Raw genomic sequence first — 13,656 nt, forward strand, 5'->3', positions numbered from 1 at the left:
GGTCACTCCTGAGCCAGCAGCGCGGCGAGCGTTCGCTCTGCGAGGGTAAGCTTGTAGGCGTTCTCATGCGTTGGACGAGCCCCGTCCAGTAAGCGGGCCATGACGGCGGATGCGCCCTGGGGTAACAGCGCATCGGCTTCAGCACGGCGCCAAGGCTTGGGCGCCACGCCCCCCAGTGCCACACGCCCGGTGCCATCGGGGGCTTGAATCAGCGCAACGGATACCAGCGCAAAGGCGTAAGAAGCCCGGTCGCGCACCTTGTAGTAGGCATGGCGACCTTTAACAGGGGGCGGTAGCCGCACGGCGGTGATCATTTCACCTGCTTGCAGCGCGTTCTCTATCTCCGGGGTATCTCCGGGCAACTGGTAAAACTCATCCAGCGTCAGGCGGCGCGTTTCACCCGATGACGTCACGGTTTCCACTTCGGCATCCAGCACGCGCAGGGCAACGGCCATATCCGAAGGGTGCGTGGCAATGCACGCGTCTGACGTGCCGATGACGCCCAGTTGACGCGACGTTGCGCCATCACCCAGTGCTGCACAGCCAGCCCCAGGCGAACGTTTGTTGCAGGGCATACCAGTGTCATAAAAATAGGGGCAGCGCGTGCGCTGTAAAAGATTGCCGCCGGTCGTGGCTTTATTGCGCAGCTGGCCCGAAGCACCCGAGACAAGCGCCCGACTCAACACCGCGTAATCCTTGCGGATCCGGGCATCCGCCGAGAGCGCGGTGTTGCTGACCAGCGCACCAATGCGCAGGCCGCCCTCATCCGTCGGGGTAATATCGTCAAGACCCGTGCCCGATACGTCGATCAGGTGCCCGGGGGTTTCGATCTCATGCTTCATCAGATCCAGCAGGTTAGTACCGCCCGCAATAAACTTGGCGCCCGGCACTTCCGCCGCACGCGCTGCCGCCTGGGCCGGGTCGCTGACGCGTTCATAAGAAAAAGCTTTCATGAGCGCGCCTCCGCCACCTGGTTAATGGCCTTGAGAATGTTGGCGTAGGCGCCGCAGCGGCAAAGGTTGCCCGACATCCGCTCGCGAATTTCCGCATCGCTTATCTCAATAGGCGCATTCAGATCGTTGGTAACGTGGCTTGGCAGCCCCGCCTGGATCTCGTCAAGCACTGCCTTGGCCGAGCAGATTTGCCCCGGCGTGCAGTAGCCGCACTGGAAAGCGTCATGATCGACAAAGGCTTGCTGCATGGGATCAAGATGGTCGACCTCAGCCACCCCTTCGATAGTCGCAATATCATCGCCTTCATGCATCACCGCAAGAGACAAGCAGGCGTTGATGCGTTCGCCGTTCACCAGCACCGTGCAGGCACCACATTGACCGTGGTCACAGCCTTTCTTGGAGCCTGTAAGTTGCAGGTGCTCACGCAGGGCATCCAAAAGCGTTGTGCGGTTATCCAGCGTTAACGGATGGTGTTCACCATTGACGGTCAGTGTAAAGGTGCTGCTATCAGGGTTCTCGGTCTTGGGGTGTCTTTCGACATTATTAGAGGAGTTCATTGCTATATGCCTTCCTTGCGCGTTGCTATCGCTTATTTAGTGCCATAAGACCTTTAGCATAGTCACGATTACCCCAGGCAGCCCAAATCTCTGACCAACCCCTGTAAAACAAAGCCTCTACATACCTCAGGTGCGCTACGCTATGACACGTCTATCCATGCAAGCGAGGCAATGGATGCCGCTTGCTCACTACTGGAATCGTTTGAAATGCAGCATTTGGACTTGCAGGTTATCGATCAAGCGCTTACCTGGTCCCGGGAGGGCGAAACGGTCTGGCTGTGCACCGTGCTCGCCACGTTTGGCTCATCGCCCCGCGCCCCCGGCGCCTGGATGGCGGTAATCAGGGACGGCAGCCACCTGGGGTCGCTTTCTGGCGGCTGTGTGGAGGATGATTTCATCAAGCGCCTAGCAGAGGGGCAGTTTGAAAACCCAATGGTCGTTATACGCTACGGCGATGCAGACAATACGCAGGCCGGGCATATCACGCTGCCCTGCGGCGGCATTCTTGAGGTGCTGGTTGAGCGCCTACCCGCCACGCAGGAGATACGGGAGCACCTTGGCACGCTGAAGGCGACGCTTGAAGGCCATCACCAGCTGATGCGCCATGTCGATATTCAGACGGGCACCCGCTACTTTACCGACGATGCCACGCTGGGGCCTCGCGTGATCTGGCCCCGTGAAGAGGGCACACCAGATCGGGTAAGCATGCGGCTTGCGCCCGCGCGGCGGCTAATCATCGCCGGCATTTCGCCCGTTTCCAGCGCCTGCGCCTCGTTTGCCGCCACGTTAGGGTTTGAGGTGATTGTCTGCGACCCCGACGAGGCCGCCTGCCAAGCGTTTGGCGTTGCGGGGGTTACGGTCAAGACGCAACTTCCTTCCCTATATCTAACTGCCAACGGCTGCCACGGCGCCACCGCCATTGTTGCGCTCAGCCATGACCCGCGTATTGATGACTTAGCCATGATGGAAGCGGTGCGCACGCCCGCGTTTTATATAGGCGTGATGGGATCAAGACGCACCTCAGCGGAACGGGTAGAGCGGCTGATTCGCTCAGGGGGGCTGACCGAAGAGCAAGTCGACCGACTGCATATGCCGATTGGTCTAGCATTAGGAAGCAAGACCCCAGCGGAAATTGCCCTCTCGATCATGGCGGATATCGTACGGGTGCAGCACGGAAAAGCACTCCATGAGCTCTAGTAATGTCGTCGCCTTGGTGATGGCCGCTGGCTACTCACGCCGCTTTGGCGAAAGTGACAAGCGCTGCGCCCCCTTAGTCGACGGACGCTCGCTGTTGGCCGCCTCTGTCGCGAATGCGGAGCAAGCCTTTCCGTTACTGCGCGTGGCGATACGTGAAGAGGATGATGCGACGTTGCTAGGCCTTGCAGACAACACGCCCCTGATTCGGCTTCATCAGGCGCATCTTGGGCTGGGGGCAAGCCTCGCCGAGGCGGCACCCAACGCTACCCCTGACGAAGCGTAATGCGGGTTAACTCTGATGGTTTGCCGAGGCGTAGCGCAAACCCTGGCCATAATCCTGTGCCGTTATTCACGTAAAGCGCCATTTCCTGGACATCATAAAAACCAGACACAAACCCATTATTGGCACGGGCAACGAGCCGATCAAAGCCCACGATCATCCCCCCGTGGGTATGCCCGGAAAGCTGAAGATCCACCCCGGCGGCGGCCGCAACAGCTGCGTTTCGGGGCTGATGATCCAACATAATAATCGGTGCGTCATCCGGCGCCCCTGCTATCGCCTCCTCTACATTTGGCGCAGGAAAAGCGTGCCTGCCTGCTGTAAAGTCTGTAACCCCCGCCAGAACTAAATTCGCCCCCTCGTTTTCAATTGCCACGTGTTGATTCGCCAATACCTGCATGCCGAGCGTCTGGTAATGCTCTATCCACTGCGGGTAACCAAAATAGTACTCATGATTACCCGGAATGGTGTAGACACCGTCTGGCGCTGAGAGCGCTTGAAGCGGCGCCACATCTGTGCGACGCACATCAAGGTCGCCATCGATCAGGTCGCCGGTGATGACAATTAAATTTGGCTCAAGCGCATTGGCCTGCGCTACCACCGCTTCAACCCAAGGAGCTTCAAACAGCCGGCTGATGTGCAGATCGGTTAACTGCACAATCTCATACCCATCAAACTCCGCTGGAAGCCCTTGAATGGCCACCTCGATATCCTTAACCGCAGGAACCCGCGCTGCTTGGCTGACAGCGAAAGCAGCCACGCCTAACGCCAATGCTCCCATGCTGTAACGCAGCACAGGAGGGATGGCGATACGCCGCCGCTTAAACACCATCAACATAAGCACTATCAGATCAACGGCTATCTGGAGTACCGCTAGAAACAGCATCGTGCCGAAAATCCAATTAACGGCCAGCACGATGACTCTTGGCACCTCGGGAGAAAACATCGAGCCAAATGCCAGTAACGTCAACAAATGGTGCTGAGCAACAAACAGCAGCACAGCGCTGAGCAGGAACTTAAACCAGAGCGGCCACTTAAGGGGTATTAAATAGCGGAAAATGACAATTAGGCAGGGTATTGCAACGACAAAATGAAACATAGAGATGCTCGTAAAATGGGAGAACCGCGGCACAGCCACGCGTATTTTCGGCCTAGGGGATGGTGCTTATTCCTTGGCTATGAGTACTACGACAGCTAGCGCCAGCCACCCGGCCATAAGCAACACGCCGCCAATCGGCGTCACAATACCCAGACTTAGCCCCGCCAAGGCCATTAAGTAGAGCGAGCCGGAAAAGCCCACAACCCCCAGCGTCCACAGCGCCAACACCCAACGCTGACCCGCTAGCGGATTTACTTGACGCCACACCAGTACGATCATCATGGCTAGCGTGTGCCACGCTTGGTAACGCACGCCGGTTTCCACGGCACTTACCATCGCCTCAGTCGTGTGCGCGGCTAAGCCGTGGGCCGCGTAGGCACCCAGCATCACCATTATGGCGCCAGACAGCGCCGCTACGCACCACCACACTTTATCTGTCCGCTGCACGCTGCTCTCCTGCTCCGATTATGGTTGATACCCATCACGCTGATTGCTGCTACGGCTTACCTTGCGCGGCGCGAAACCGCTACAATAGAGAATACCTGAGAGCACGAACTGCCACGACGAATGAGACGCGCCTATTTATGTCTATCCAGATACGTCTAAACGGTGAACCCCATACGCTGTCCACCGGCCTCACCGCCGCTGACTTAGTTGAACAGCTGGGCCTTAGTGGTCGTCGTATCGCCGTCGAAATTAACGAAGAGATCGTCCCCCGCAGCCAACACGCCGACACCCGCTTGGTCGATGGCGACCACGTAGAGGTTGTCCACGCGATTGGCGGCGGCTAAAGGAAATACTATGACCCAACTAACTGATACACCGTTAACCATTGCTGGGCGCGATTTTCACTCGCGCCTGCTGGTTGGCACAGGCAAGTACAAAGACTTTACCGAAACCGGCGCCGCCATTGCCCAAAGCGGCGCTGAAATCGTCACGTTTGCCGTACGCCGCACTAATTTAGGTCAGGACGCCGACGCGCCCAACCTATTAGACGCCATCTCCCCCGAGCGCTACACCCTGCTGCCCAATACCGCCGGGTGCTACACCGCTAAAGATGCCGTGCGCACCTGCCGTTTGGCCCGCGAGCTGCTCGACGGCCACAACCTGGTCAAGCTGGAAGTCCTCGGCGACGACCACACGCTCTACCCCAATGTGGTTGAGACGCTCAAAGCTGCGGAAACGCTGCTGGCTGACGGTTTTGACGTCATGGTGTACACCAGCGACGATCCCATTGTGGCACGCGAGCTGGAAGCCATGGGCTGCTGCGCCATCATGCCGCTGGGCTCGCTGATCGGTTCTGGCCACGGCATTCAAAACCCACACAACGTGCGCTTGATTGTTGAACAGAGCAAGGTACCGGTACTAGTGGATGCGGGCATTGGTACGGCGTCAGACGCTGCCATGGCGATGGAGCTAGGCTGTGACGGTGTACTGCTCAATACAGCCATTGCCCACGCCCGCGAGCCGCTGCGCATGGCCAACGCCATGAAGCTGGCCGTGGAAGCCGGCCGCGATGCGTTTCTAGCCGGCCGTATGCCGCGCCGCCAATCCGCCGATCCTTCTTCACCTTTCGCTGGCCGTATTAACGGTTAATTGATTCGAGACCCCATGACTGAACCCAACGATAGCGTACCCGAACGTCACGCCGCGCCCGAAAGCAACGCCACCACAGGGCCGGAAGGTACGGATGCACCGCTGCATCGCCGCGGCATTAAAAGCTATGTGATCCGCGCGGGCCGTATGACCCAGGCGCAAAACCGTGGCTTAGAAGATATTTGGCCGCGTTTTGGCCTGACCATCGCAGACGGCCGCCAAGATTTGGACGCGCTGTTTGGCCGTCAGGCACCGCGGGTAGTGGAAATCGGTTTTGGCATGGGCAACTCGCTGATAGAACAGGCCGAGACTCACCCAGACACCGACTTTATCGGCATCGAAGTCCACGCTCCTGGCGTTGGCAAACTGCTCGATGAAGTTGATAAGCGCGGCCTGACTAACCTGCGCGTTTACCGCGAGGACGCCCTGGCAGTGCTTGAGCAGTGCCTGCCCGAAGGCTCGCTAACCACGCTACAGCTATTCTTCCCCGACCCCTGGCCGAAGAAGAAGCACCACAAACGGCGCATCGTACAGCCTGCCTTTGTTGAGTTGATCCGCACTCGCCTGATGCCTGGCGGCACCTTCCATATGGCCACCGACTGGGAAGCCTACGCAGAGTGGATGGCCGAGGTAATGGAAGCGGCCCCCGGCTATGCCAATACCGCCAGCGCGGAAACCGCCCCGTATGTGCCGCGCCCGGCGTTCCGCCCATTGACCAAGTTTGAAGCCCGCGGCGAGAAACTCGGCCATGGGGTTTGGGATTTGATTTATCAGCGGGAAGGCTGAACCGTTCTGCCAATTGGTGCTAGTTAGCTATAGCACTCTCATCACAATGCTCGCGACGGTCTTCATCAATCCGTCGCTGAGTAGATTTAGAGCAGTGTTATTTCGCTAAAACGACCCGATAAATCTCTCCCATCCCACTTTCAAAAGCGTCAATATTAGCCAACGTCGTCTCGGCGATATTGGTTAGCGCTTCGGCGGTGAAGAAGGCTTGGTGTCCGGTGATCAGTACATTATGGAAGGTCGTCAGGCGCATAAACTGGTCATCGTTAATCACGCCTTGAGAGAGGTCTTCGAAGAACAGCTGCTCTTCCTCTTCATAGACATCCAGCCCTAAGCGGCCGATTTTGCCGCTTTTCAGGCCTGCTATGACGGCTTGGGTATCGACCACCCTTCCGCGGCCGGTATTGATCAGCATGACGCCTTCCTTCATTTGCGCGATGGCATCGGCATCAATCAAATGGTGAGTCTCAGGCGTCAACGGGCAGTGCAGCGAGATAATGTCGGCGCTGGCAAACAGCGTTGCTAGCGGCACGTACTCAACAAAGGATTTAGCATCCGGGCTGGGAAACGGGTCGCTGGCCACTACCCGGCAACCAAAGCCGTGCATAATATCGGCAAAAATCAGCCCAATATGCCCAGTTCCAATAATGCCTACCGTTTTACCGTGCAGGTCGAACCCCAGCAGGCCATCCAGGGCAAAATTACCCTCCCGCACACGGTTGTAAGCGCGATAAGTCATGCGATTAAGGCTCAGCACTAGGGCGACCGCGTGTTCTGCCACTGCGTGGGGGGAGTAGGCAGGCACCCGTACCACTGTGATGCCTAACCGTTCGGCGGCAGCCAAATCAACATGGTTGAAGCCCGCCGAACGCAGCGCCACTAATCTTGTGCCACCGTTATGCAGTTGCTCTAACACGGCGGCATCAAGGCAGTCATTCACGAAGGCGCAAATCGCGTCAAAACCGTTGGCTAAGGTCGCCGTGTCTTCAGTTAAACGCGCCTCAAAAAAGCTTAAGTGGTGGCGTTGCCCCGAGTTGGCGCGTGTAAGAAAAGTGCGGTCGTAGGGTTTAGCACTAAACACGGCGATGCGCATGGGCTTTACTCGTTGAGCGGTTTTAGCGGCTCCCAATCCGAACGATTAGCTAGAAATTCCGGCCTGGGCCGGTTACCGCAGTAAGGGTCGTGCAGCGTGTTTTCAACACTGTTGTAAACAAAGAACAGATTACTTCTCGGCCAGCAAGACATATTTATGTTCGAGCCGTGCATGGTATTGCATTCAAAGATCACCAGCGAACCGGCAGGCCCCTTGGGAGCTTCGATATCGTTTTCTAGCATTATCTCGCGAAGGCTACTGGCTGGGGGCACGCCCACCTCTTGGCTTTTCAGCGACTCTTTATAGTTATTTTCCGGCGTTCGTCCGACACACGGAACAAAATAATGATGCGAGCCAGGGATCAACATTAATGGGCCGTTAAATTCACCGTTGTCAGTGAGTACGATGGAGCAACTTAACCCACGCATACGTGGCATGCCGTCTTCGCTATGCCATGTTTCAAAGTCGGAGTGCCACTCAAACCCTTTGCCTTTAAAACCTGGTTTATAGTTAATCCGTGACTGATGAATATATACATCGCTGCCCAGCAGTTGCTTAACAATCGCCAATAGCTTGGGATCCTGGGTCAAGCGCTGAAAGCGTTTTGAAACATCGTGGATGCCGAAAATAGTACGAATCTCTTCACGCCCAGGTTCAAGAATAGTGCCTTCTGAAAGTTTCAGATCAGCATCGTCTTCATACTCGCGCAGTTCTTTAAGAAAAACCTGCATGTCATCAGCGTCAAAAAATCCTTCAAACGACAGAAATCCTTTTCTTTCGTACTCATCAATTTCTGATTTGCTTAAGGGGCCATTCGCAAGCTGTGACTCATCGCCGTATACCACTGGATCGATGCGTTCAAACATTCCCAACTTTCGTTCCAAGCGAGTAGGGAATAAGTCTTGTGTATCGTTCATGGCAAACTCCTCCGTTAGTATCCATGTCAAGTAACGCTTTTAGGGGCTACTTATAAAACGTAGACGCCAAAACGCACCACAGCAATAACGCTATGTCAGCCGGCTCATCGTGCCAGCAATCATCGTTTTTAAATTCATGTTTTTAAAACAAGAGACGGAAAGCGAGGAGCGGGAGTCGAAAGGCAGTATAGGAAGCGAGAGGGTAGCAGGGGCTAAAAAAAGAAAGCCGCTCCAATGGAGCGGCAAAAAAGACCGTGACTAGCAATGAGAGGGAGAAACCATGACAGGAAACTGGCGGTTTCTGTCGTGGTTGCCAGCGTCTCATTAAACGCTGACAACCACATTGTAATAGTTCTCATTTACCCCGTCAATACAAATACGAATATTTTTTATTACCGCTTGTCGAAGGCAAAGATCACAATCGCCTACACAGGAGATAAATAAAAAATTGGCACGCATAAAAAAAGAAAGCCGCTCCAGAGGAGCGGCAAAAAGACCGTGACTAGCAATGAGAGGGAGAAACCATGACAGAAAACTGGCGATGAATGTTATCCAAGCAGCTGTCGTGGTTGCCAGCGTCTCATCAAACGCTGACAATTACACTGTAATAGTTCTCATTTACCTCGTCAACACAAATACGAATATTTTTTATTTAGCATTCCAGCCTCGCCGTCAGCTAACCAACTGCAGCCAAAACGGCAGGGTAAGCATGGCCAACAGGGTTTGGCCGGTAATGATCGCGGCCATGAGCTCGGCATCGCCCCCCAACTGACGGGCTAAGATATACGCAGAGGTAGCCGTAGGGAGTGCTGCAAACAGTAGCGCTACGTCGCGGCTTACCGGATCCAGCTGTAGTATCCAGGTTAATGCCAATACCAGCGCGGGCATGAGCAGCAGTTTAACGCCATTGGTGGCCAGCACTCCGCGATCAATACGCAGCAGCGCCGCAGGACGCAGCGCCACCCCGACGGCCACCAAACCCAATGGCAGCGCCGCACGCCCCAGTAGCTCAACCGTATCTTGACTCCAGCCAGGCAAACCAACGCCCGACAGGTTCAGGCCAATACCCGCCAAGCAGGCCAGAATCAGCGGATTTTTAATCAACGCCATGGCACTTTTACCTACGCTAGCACCGCCTAGAGTGCCAGCCGCGACAAAGCTGGCCACACACATCACGTTAACCACTGGCACCATTAGTGCCACGGCGACGGCTGCGGTGGTCGCTCCTAGGCTGCCGTGTAGCGCGGCGGCGCCAGCAACGCCTACATAGGTATTAAAACGTACCGCGCCTTGAAATACCGACGTAAACGCCGCAGGTGTTAGCTTTAGCCAGCCGCGTAAACGCCAGAGCAGCAGGCCAAACAGCACCATCGCGCCGAGTAACACCATTGCAAGGCGGCCGACCGGAACTTGGCTCACATCGGCAGTCGCCAAGGTGCCCACCAGCATGGCGGGAAACAGCACAAAGTAGATCAGCCGCTCCATCTGCGGCCAAAAAGTGTCGCTAGGCCAACGCCAATAGCCCAGCACGGCGCCCAGTAAGATCAACAGAAATAGTGGGCCTAAAGCGCCAGTGATACTCTCCATTTATGTCCCTTTTGCCTGCGACATCCCAGCACAGCGATATCGGCGCGATTACTGTTACCATGATCAAACTTCCCGCCTCACGGCTCGCGTAGCGATTATTCTGCCATGAAGATGATATCAAAACCTGCACACCCGGCGGGCTTCCCCGTCTTAAGGGTACTGATACTGGTCACTGGCTTGGCGCTGGCGGCCTGCGCGTGGTATGCCTTTGCCCATTGGCTGCACCGCGACAGTGATGTGACATGGTTTCCACCCACTTCAAACTGCGACTTGCATGCCGCGCCCTGCTCCGCCACCCTGGGCGATATAGGCCGTATCACGCTTCACATTGCGTCCATTGGACGGATTGATGCACTGGAGATATTACCACTGGAAGTAGAAGTCGAGGGTGTAACGGCCACGCAGGTCGAGGTAGATTTTATTGGTCGAGATATGGATTTGGGGCTACACCGTTTTGCCCTTAGCGCCGGTGCGCCCGGCCACTTTCAAGGTCAAGGCCAAGTGGGAATTTGTACGCAAAGCGTTATGCCCTGGCGGGCACGTGTCATACTGGAAACCGCAGAAGGCAAGGTAGGCAGCTGGTTCGATTTTGACGTGATTCGGAGTTAACTCACATGGCAAGAAAACCGTTATGGCTAGGCGCGGGGTTGGTGGCGCTTTTGCTGGTGGCCAGCGGGATTGGCCTCTATCAGTATGCTTTCGCCCCCAAAGAGGGGGAGCCTGTAGGCGGCCCAATCGAACTGCCCTCTACCCAGGGTGATTTTTCGTTGACCCAACTGGACGACGATCAAGTTGCGATTGTTTCGTTCGGCTATACGTATTGCCCCGATATTTGCCCGATGACCCAATCGGTAAAGCGCCAAGCCCTGGCCCAACTCTCTGAGGAGCAGCGCGAACGTGTGGTGCCGGTGATGATCACCGTTGATCCCGAACGCGACACCATCGCGCGCATGCAGGAGTACATGGGCTTTTTCGGCGAGGCGTTTATCGGCGCGGTGGGCAGCCAGGAACAGCTTGAGGATGTCGCCTCACGCTATGGGGTGATATGGCGAAAAGTCGAAGCGCCAGATTCAGCAATGGACTACACCATTGATCACAGCGCCTCGCTCTTTTTGGTTAATCACGAGGGCGATATTCTTCAGCGAGTGCTCTACTCACCGACCCCGCATGGTTTAGTTTCCGCATTAGAGAGCGAACTAGGCAGTTAATCGGCGCTTCTTAATCGGATTCAGGTGCGGATTGTAAACGATCCAACATGGCCATTAACGCGCTAATTTGAGTGCCGCTACGGGTATCGTGCTGCGGGCTTAACTGCCAGGTACTTTCAGCAAACCCCCACCAGTCCCAGCAGCCCTGCGGGTTCGCCATACTGCTTTCTGCCTGAGGATAGAGCACGATTTGCTGATGCGCCGACGCCCAGGCATTTAACCCGGTGTAGCGTATAAACGTATCGCCAATGGCCTCTGCGGTCATTTGGCAACCGTGCAGTGCCAACGTGACCGGGCACTCGCCCGCTTCGCAACCTTTGGGTATAAACACATAGCCCGTATCGGCTAGGCCTTTTACCGCAAACTCTGACTGATCAAATGCGATTAGTTCGCCATCTTGCTCACCCTCTTGCTCACTACCAGGCTCGCCAGCGGCCGAGACATCGCGTTCGGGGTAGAGCCAATCCAGCATTTCTCCGGCAATATCGTCGTCGCAGGATAATAGGAAACTACCGCCACCCTGACGACAATCGCCCCACTCCTGAGGGCCTGGGGCAGCTTCACTGGGTAACCGTACCGGCCAGCCATGCCCTGCATTTTCACTGCGCGCAACGCGCAGTTGATCAGGCGAGGCTAGCCACTGCTGCCACTGCTCTGCAAGCAGGTCGCCGAGCAGTGGCTTCACTACTTCATCCTCTTCGCCGTGCCACAAATAGGCCCTGAGCTGGCTAAGCGCTTGTTTACTACCTATCTGTTCAAGCTCCCTATAGCGCTGGTAACGAGCCTCCAGCTCATCTAATGAAGGTTCCCCCCGGCGGGTCATCATGCACTGATTAAGCGCCAAACTCAGCGAACCCTGCGCACAGCTCCAAGGCCCCGCCGCTAGAACGCCCAAGCCACTAAACCGCTCGGGCCAGGCCACCGCAAGCTGGGTCGCCATATAACCGCCCGACGATACCCCCACCACGCTGGCCTGCTCACTGGCAGCACTTAAGGCAGGTAAATCCTCAGGCTCGTCGGTCGTCTCCGCTTGAGCCATCAGCGGGACACATACACCAACGCAAAGCAGCGCGTAAGCGATGGGGTGCACAGTGAAGTGGGGGGCTGAGCGCATCGCTTATTCGACGCCTAACAGTTCAACGCGGAAGGTCAGTACTTCGTTAGGCCCAATCGGCCCTTGGCCATTCTCGCCGTAAGCAATATCCGCGGGGATATAGAGCATCCAGCTATCGCCAACGCTCATCATCTGCAGCGCTTCCTGCCAGCCTTCGATCACCTGATTGGTCTGGAAGCTGACGGATTCACCGCGCTCAAAAGAGCTATCGAAAACGGTGCCGTCCAGCAGCATGCCTTCATAGTTCACTTCGACGGTATCTTCAGGGCCAGGCGTGGCACCATCGCCAGATTCAAGCACTTCATACTGAAGGCCAGAGTCGGTCACGGTCACTTCATCGCGCTCAGCGTTTTCAGCCAGGAAGGCTTCGCCCTCTTCGAGACTCATTTGTGCCATCTCTTCAGCTTCGGCTTCACGCGCTTGCATTGACTGCTCTTGGAACGCCATCAACGCCTCGGTCATCTCTTCTTCACTGAGCGCTAAGTCATTGCCTTCAAACACATCGCGCATGCCATCTGTGAACGCATCCAGGTCTAGGTCTTCGATGTCTGCCTGCATACTTTCACCCAGGGTGACACCCAAGCTATAAGCCAAGCGCTGTTCATCGGTTTCTGGCGCTGCTGCGGCAAACGGGGCGACCAAAAGCAAACCTGTCAGAGCCGTGGTAGAGAGCAGTCGTTTCATGAAAGATCCTTTTATCTTGTATATAGCGGCGTCGAGCGCCAATAGTGTTATGCAAAGACTAACACCCACCGCCCCGAGCTGCATCTTCGGGACGGTGGGTGTTAGTAAGACCACAACATGAGCGAGAGGTTTAGCGGATTTAGACGACCAGCGTGGGGCAGTGGGCGGCTCCCGCCACACGCTGAGAAACGCTTCCCAGCAACGGGTTCTTCTCACCATTGGTACCCTGAGCACCAATCACAATAAGGTCGCACTCTCGCTTACGGGCGAAGCGGACGATGATACGCGATGGTCGGCCGCCTTTTACAAAAGCGCGTACGAGCGCGCTGTCCGCGCCCAGCTCAATAGCGTGGGATTTGGCATGCACGGCGATCTCGGTGGCGTACTCTTTTAGCGCATCATCCGGGATATCCAGCTGGTTGGGCCGCACCATCGAGAGTGAGGCTTCCAGCAAACTGTGGTGTTTAAACACGCACAGCAGATAAAGCTCAGCGCCGGTCAGCATATGCAAGCCCACCGCTTTTTCCAGCGCCCTTAAGGCGCCTTTAGAACCATCCACCGGGACTAAAATGCGATTAAACATTC

At 56.2% G+C, this 13,656-nt stretch carries 17 protein-coding genes; 7 read left to right on the forward strand and 10 right to left on the reverse strand.

The features are described from left to right. Nucleotides 1-2: 2 nt before the first annotated feature. On the reverse strand, nucleotides 3-953 hold the full coding sequence (locus U738_RS15110) for an FAD binding domain-containing protein (RefSeq protein ID WP_035581974.1): 951 nt from the start codon (nucleotides 951-953) through the stop codon (nucleotides 3-5). Next, a complete protein-coding gene (locus U738_RS15115; RefSeq protein WP_035581976.1) occupies nucleotides 950-1,510 on the reverse strand; it encodes a 2Fe-2S iron-sulfur cluster-binding protein in 561 nt (186 codons plus the stop codon). Before U738_RS15115 ends, U738_RS15110 begins: the two co-directional genes overlap by 4 nt. A gap of 171 nt (nucleotides 1,511-1,681) precedes the next feature. Between U738_RS15115 and U738_RS15120 the strand changes: the two genes are divergently transcribed. Next, nucleotides 1,682-2,707, forward strand: coding sequence for an XdhC family protein (locus tag U738_RS15120; RefSeq protein ID WP_235208654.1), 1,026 nt, complete (start codon nucleotides 1,682-1,684; stop codon nucleotides 2,705-2,707). Further along, the gene (locus U738_RS15125; RefSeq protein WP_231896785.1) at nucleotides 2,697-2,990 is read left to right on the forward strand and encodes an NTP transferase domain-containing protein; all 294 of its coding nucleotides are present in this window, start codon (nucleotides 2,697-2,699) and stop codon (nucleotides 2,988-2,990) included. Before U738_RS15120 ends, U738_RS15125 begins: the two co-directional genes overlap by 11 nt. Here the strand turns inward: U738_RS15125 and U738_RS15130 are convergent. Beyond that, entirely contained in the window at nucleotides 2,971-4,086 is a 1,116-nt protein-coding gene (locus U738_RS15130; RefSeq protein ID WP_035581978.1) for a metallophosphoesterase, read from the reverse strand. The genes U738_RS15125 and U738_RS15130 overlap by 20 nt on opposite strands. A 66-nt stretch (nucleotides 4,087-4,152) precedes the next feature. Next, complete coding sequence (locus U738_RS15135) at nucleotides 4,153-4,533, reverse strand: DUF423 domain-containing protein (protein WP_035581980.1); 381 nt, start codon at nucleotides 4,531-4,533, stop codon at nucleotides 4,153-4,155. 137 nt (nucleotides 4,534-4,670) lie between these two features. Between U738_RS15135 and thiS the strand changes: the two genes are divergently transcribed. Genes thiS through trmB form a run of 3 tightly spaced genes read left to right on the forward strand, consistent with a single transcriptional unit; the run spans nucleotide 4,671 to nucleotide 6,468 of the window. Continuing rightward, nucleotides 4,671-4,877: a sulfur carrier protein ThiS gene (thiS, locus tag U738_RS15140; protein ID WP_022521266.1), complete on the forward strand. Its 207-nt coding sequence runs from the start codon at nucleotides 4,671-4,673 to the stop codon at nucleotides 4,875-4,877. A gap of 10 nt (nucleotides 4,878-4,887) precedes the next feature. Continuing rightward, the gene (locus tag U738_RS15145; protein WP_035581983.1) at nucleotides 4,888-5,682 is read left to right on the forward strand and encodes a thiazole synthase; all 795 of its coding nucleotides are present in this window, start codon (nucleotides 4,888-4,890) and stop codon (nucleotides 5,680-5,682) included. A 15-nt stretch (nucleotides 5,683-5,697) separates the two neighbouring features. Next, nucleotides 5,698-6,468: a tRNA (guanosine(46)-N7)-methyltransferase TrmB gene (gene trmB, locus U738_RS15150; RefSeq protein ID WP_035581985.1), complete on the forward strand. Its 771-nt coding sequence runs from the start codon at nucleotides 5,698-5,700 to the stop codon at nucleotides 6,466-6,468. A gap of 97 nt (nucleotides 6,469-6,565) precedes the next feature. Here trmB and U738_RS15155 read toward each other — a convergent pair whose 3' ends face one another. The 3 genes from U738_RS15155 to U738_RS15170 form a co-directional block, all read right to left on the reverse strand. Further along, complete coding sequence (locus U738_RS15155; protein ID WP_035581986.1) at nucleotides 6,566-7,561, reverse strand: 2-hydroxyacid dehydrogenase; 996 nt, start codon at nucleotides 7,559-7,561, stop codon at nucleotides 6,566-6,568. 5 nt (nucleotides 7,562-7,566) lie between these two features. Beyond that, the gene (gene thpD / locus U738_RS15160; RefSeq protein WP_035581989.1) at nucleotides 7,567-8,478 is read right to left on the reverse strand and encodes an ectoine hydroxylase; all 912 of its coding nucleotides are present in this window, start codon (nucleotides 8,476-8,478) and stop codon (nucleotides 7,567-7,569) included. Between the two features lie 672 nt (nucleotides 8,479-9,150). After that, entirely contained in the window at nucleotides 9,151-10,065 is a 915-nt protein-coding gene (locus U738_RS15170) for an AEC family transporter (protein WP_035581995.1), read from the reverse strand. Nucleotides 10,066-10,170: 105 nt separating this feature from the next. Here U738_RS15170 and U738_RS15175 point away from each other — a divergent pair, with 105 nt between their 5' ends. Then, entirely contained in the window at nucleotides 10,171-10,674 is a 504-nt protein-coding gene (locus U738_RS15175) for a hypothetical protein (RefSeq protein ID WP_035581998.1), read from the forward strand. Nucleotides 10,675-10,679: 5 nt separating this feature from the next. Continuing rightward, nucleotides 10,680-11,273 (forward strand): SCO family protein, encoded by a 594-nt coding sequence (locus tag U738_RS15180; protein WP_035582001.1) that lies wholly within the window; start codon nucleotides 10,680-10,682, stop codon nucleotides 11,271-11,273. Between the two features lie 10 nt (nucleotides 11,274-11,283). Here the strand turns inward: U738_RS15180 and U738_RS15185 are convergent, their stop codons facing one another. The 3 genes from U738_RS15185 to U738_RS15195 form a co-directional block, all read right to left on the reverse strand. Further along, on the reverse strand, nucleotides 11,284-12,387 hold the full coding sequence (locus tag U738_RS15185; RefSeq protein WP_035582004.1) for an alpha/beta hydrolase-fold protein: 1,104 nt from the start codon (nucleotides 12,385-12,387) through the stop codon (nucleotides 11,284-11,286). A 3-nt stretch (nucleotides 12,388-12,390) separates the two neighbouring features. Next, on the reverse strand, nucleotides 12,391-13,071 hold the full coding sequence (locus tag U738_RS15190) for an FKBP-type peptidyl-prolyl cis-trans isomerase (RefSeq protein WP_035582008.1): 681 nt from the start codon (nucleotides 13,069-13,071) through the stop codon (nucleotides 12,391-12,393). A gap of 139 nt (nucleotides 13,072-13,210) precedes the next feature. Continuing rightward, nucleotides 13,211-13,654, reverse strand: coding sequence for a universal stress protein (locus U738_RS15195; protein WP_035582010.1), 444 nt, complete (start codon nucleotides 13,652-13,654; stop codon nucleotides 13,211-13,213). Nucleotides 13,655-13,656: the final 2 nt, after the last annotated feature.

The organism is Halomonas sp. TG39a (assembly GCF_000744395.1).
GTDB classification, from domain to species: domain Bacteria; phylum Pseudomonadota; class Gammaproteobacteria; order Pseudomonadales; family Halomonadaceae; genus Vreelandella; species Vreelandella ventosae_B.

Coding starts and splice junctions, on each gene's coding strand:
- U738_RS15175 (WP_035581998.1), top strand. CDS start 10,171: ATGAAGATGATATCAAAACCTGCACACCCGGCGGGCTTCCCCGTCTTA.
- U738_RS15115 (WP_035581976.1), bottom strand. CDS start 1,510: ATGAACTCCTCTAATAATGTCGAAAGACACCCCAAGACCGAGAACCCT.
- U738_RS15130 (WP_035581978.1), bottom strand. CDS start 4,086: ATGTTTCATTTTGTCGTTGCAATACCCTGCCTAATTGTCATTTTCCGC.
- U738_RS15170 (WP_035581995.1), bottom strand. CDS start 10,065: ATGGAGAGTATCACTGGCGCTTTAGGCCCACTATTTCTGTTGATCTTA.
- U738_RS15145 (WP_035581983.1), top strand. CDS start 4,888: ATGACCCAACTAACTGATACACCGTTAACCATTGCTGGGCGCGATTTT.
- thiS (WP_022521266.1), top strand. CDS start 4,671: ATGTCTATCCAGATACGTCTAAACGGTGAACCCCATACGCTGTCCACC.
- U738_RS15185 (WP_035582004.1), bottom strand. CDS start 12,387: ATGCGCTCAGCCCCCCACTTCACTGTGCACCCCATCGCTTACGCGCTG.
- U738_RS15125 (WP_231896785.1), top strand. CDS start 2,697: ATGAGCTCTAGTAATGTCGTCGCCTTGGTGATGGCCGCTGGCTACTCA.
- U738_RS15110 (WP_035581974.1), bottom strand. CDS start 953: ATGAAAGCTTTTTCTTATGAACGCGTCAGCGACCCGGCCCAGGCGGCA.
- U738_RS15120 (WP_235208654.1), top strand. CDS start 1,682: ATGGATGCCGCTTGCTCACTACTGGAATCGTTTGAAATGCAGCATTTG.
- thpD (WP_035581989.1), bottom strand. CDS start 8,478: ATGAACGATACACAAGACTTATTCCCTACTCGCTTGGAACGAAAGTTG.
- U738_RS15155 (WP_035581986.1), bottom strand. CDS start 7,561: ATGCGCATCGCCGTGTTTAGTGCTAAACCCTACGACCGCACTTTTCTT.
- U738_RS15190 (WP_035582008.1), bottom strand. CDS start 13,071: ATGAAACGACTGCTCTCTACCACGGCTCTGACAGGTTTGCTTTTGGTC.
- trmB (WP_035581985.1), top strand. CDS start 5,698: ATGACTGAACCCAACGATAGCGTACCCGAACGTCACGCCGCGCCCGAA.
- U738_RS15180 (WP_035582001.1), top strand. CDS start 10,680: ATGGCAAGAAAACCGTTATGGCTAGGCGCGGGGTTGGTGGCGCTTTTG.
- U738_RS15195 (WP_035582010.1), bottom strand. CDS start 13,654: ATGTTTAATCGCATTTTAGTCCCGGTGGATGGTTCTAAAGGCGCCTTA.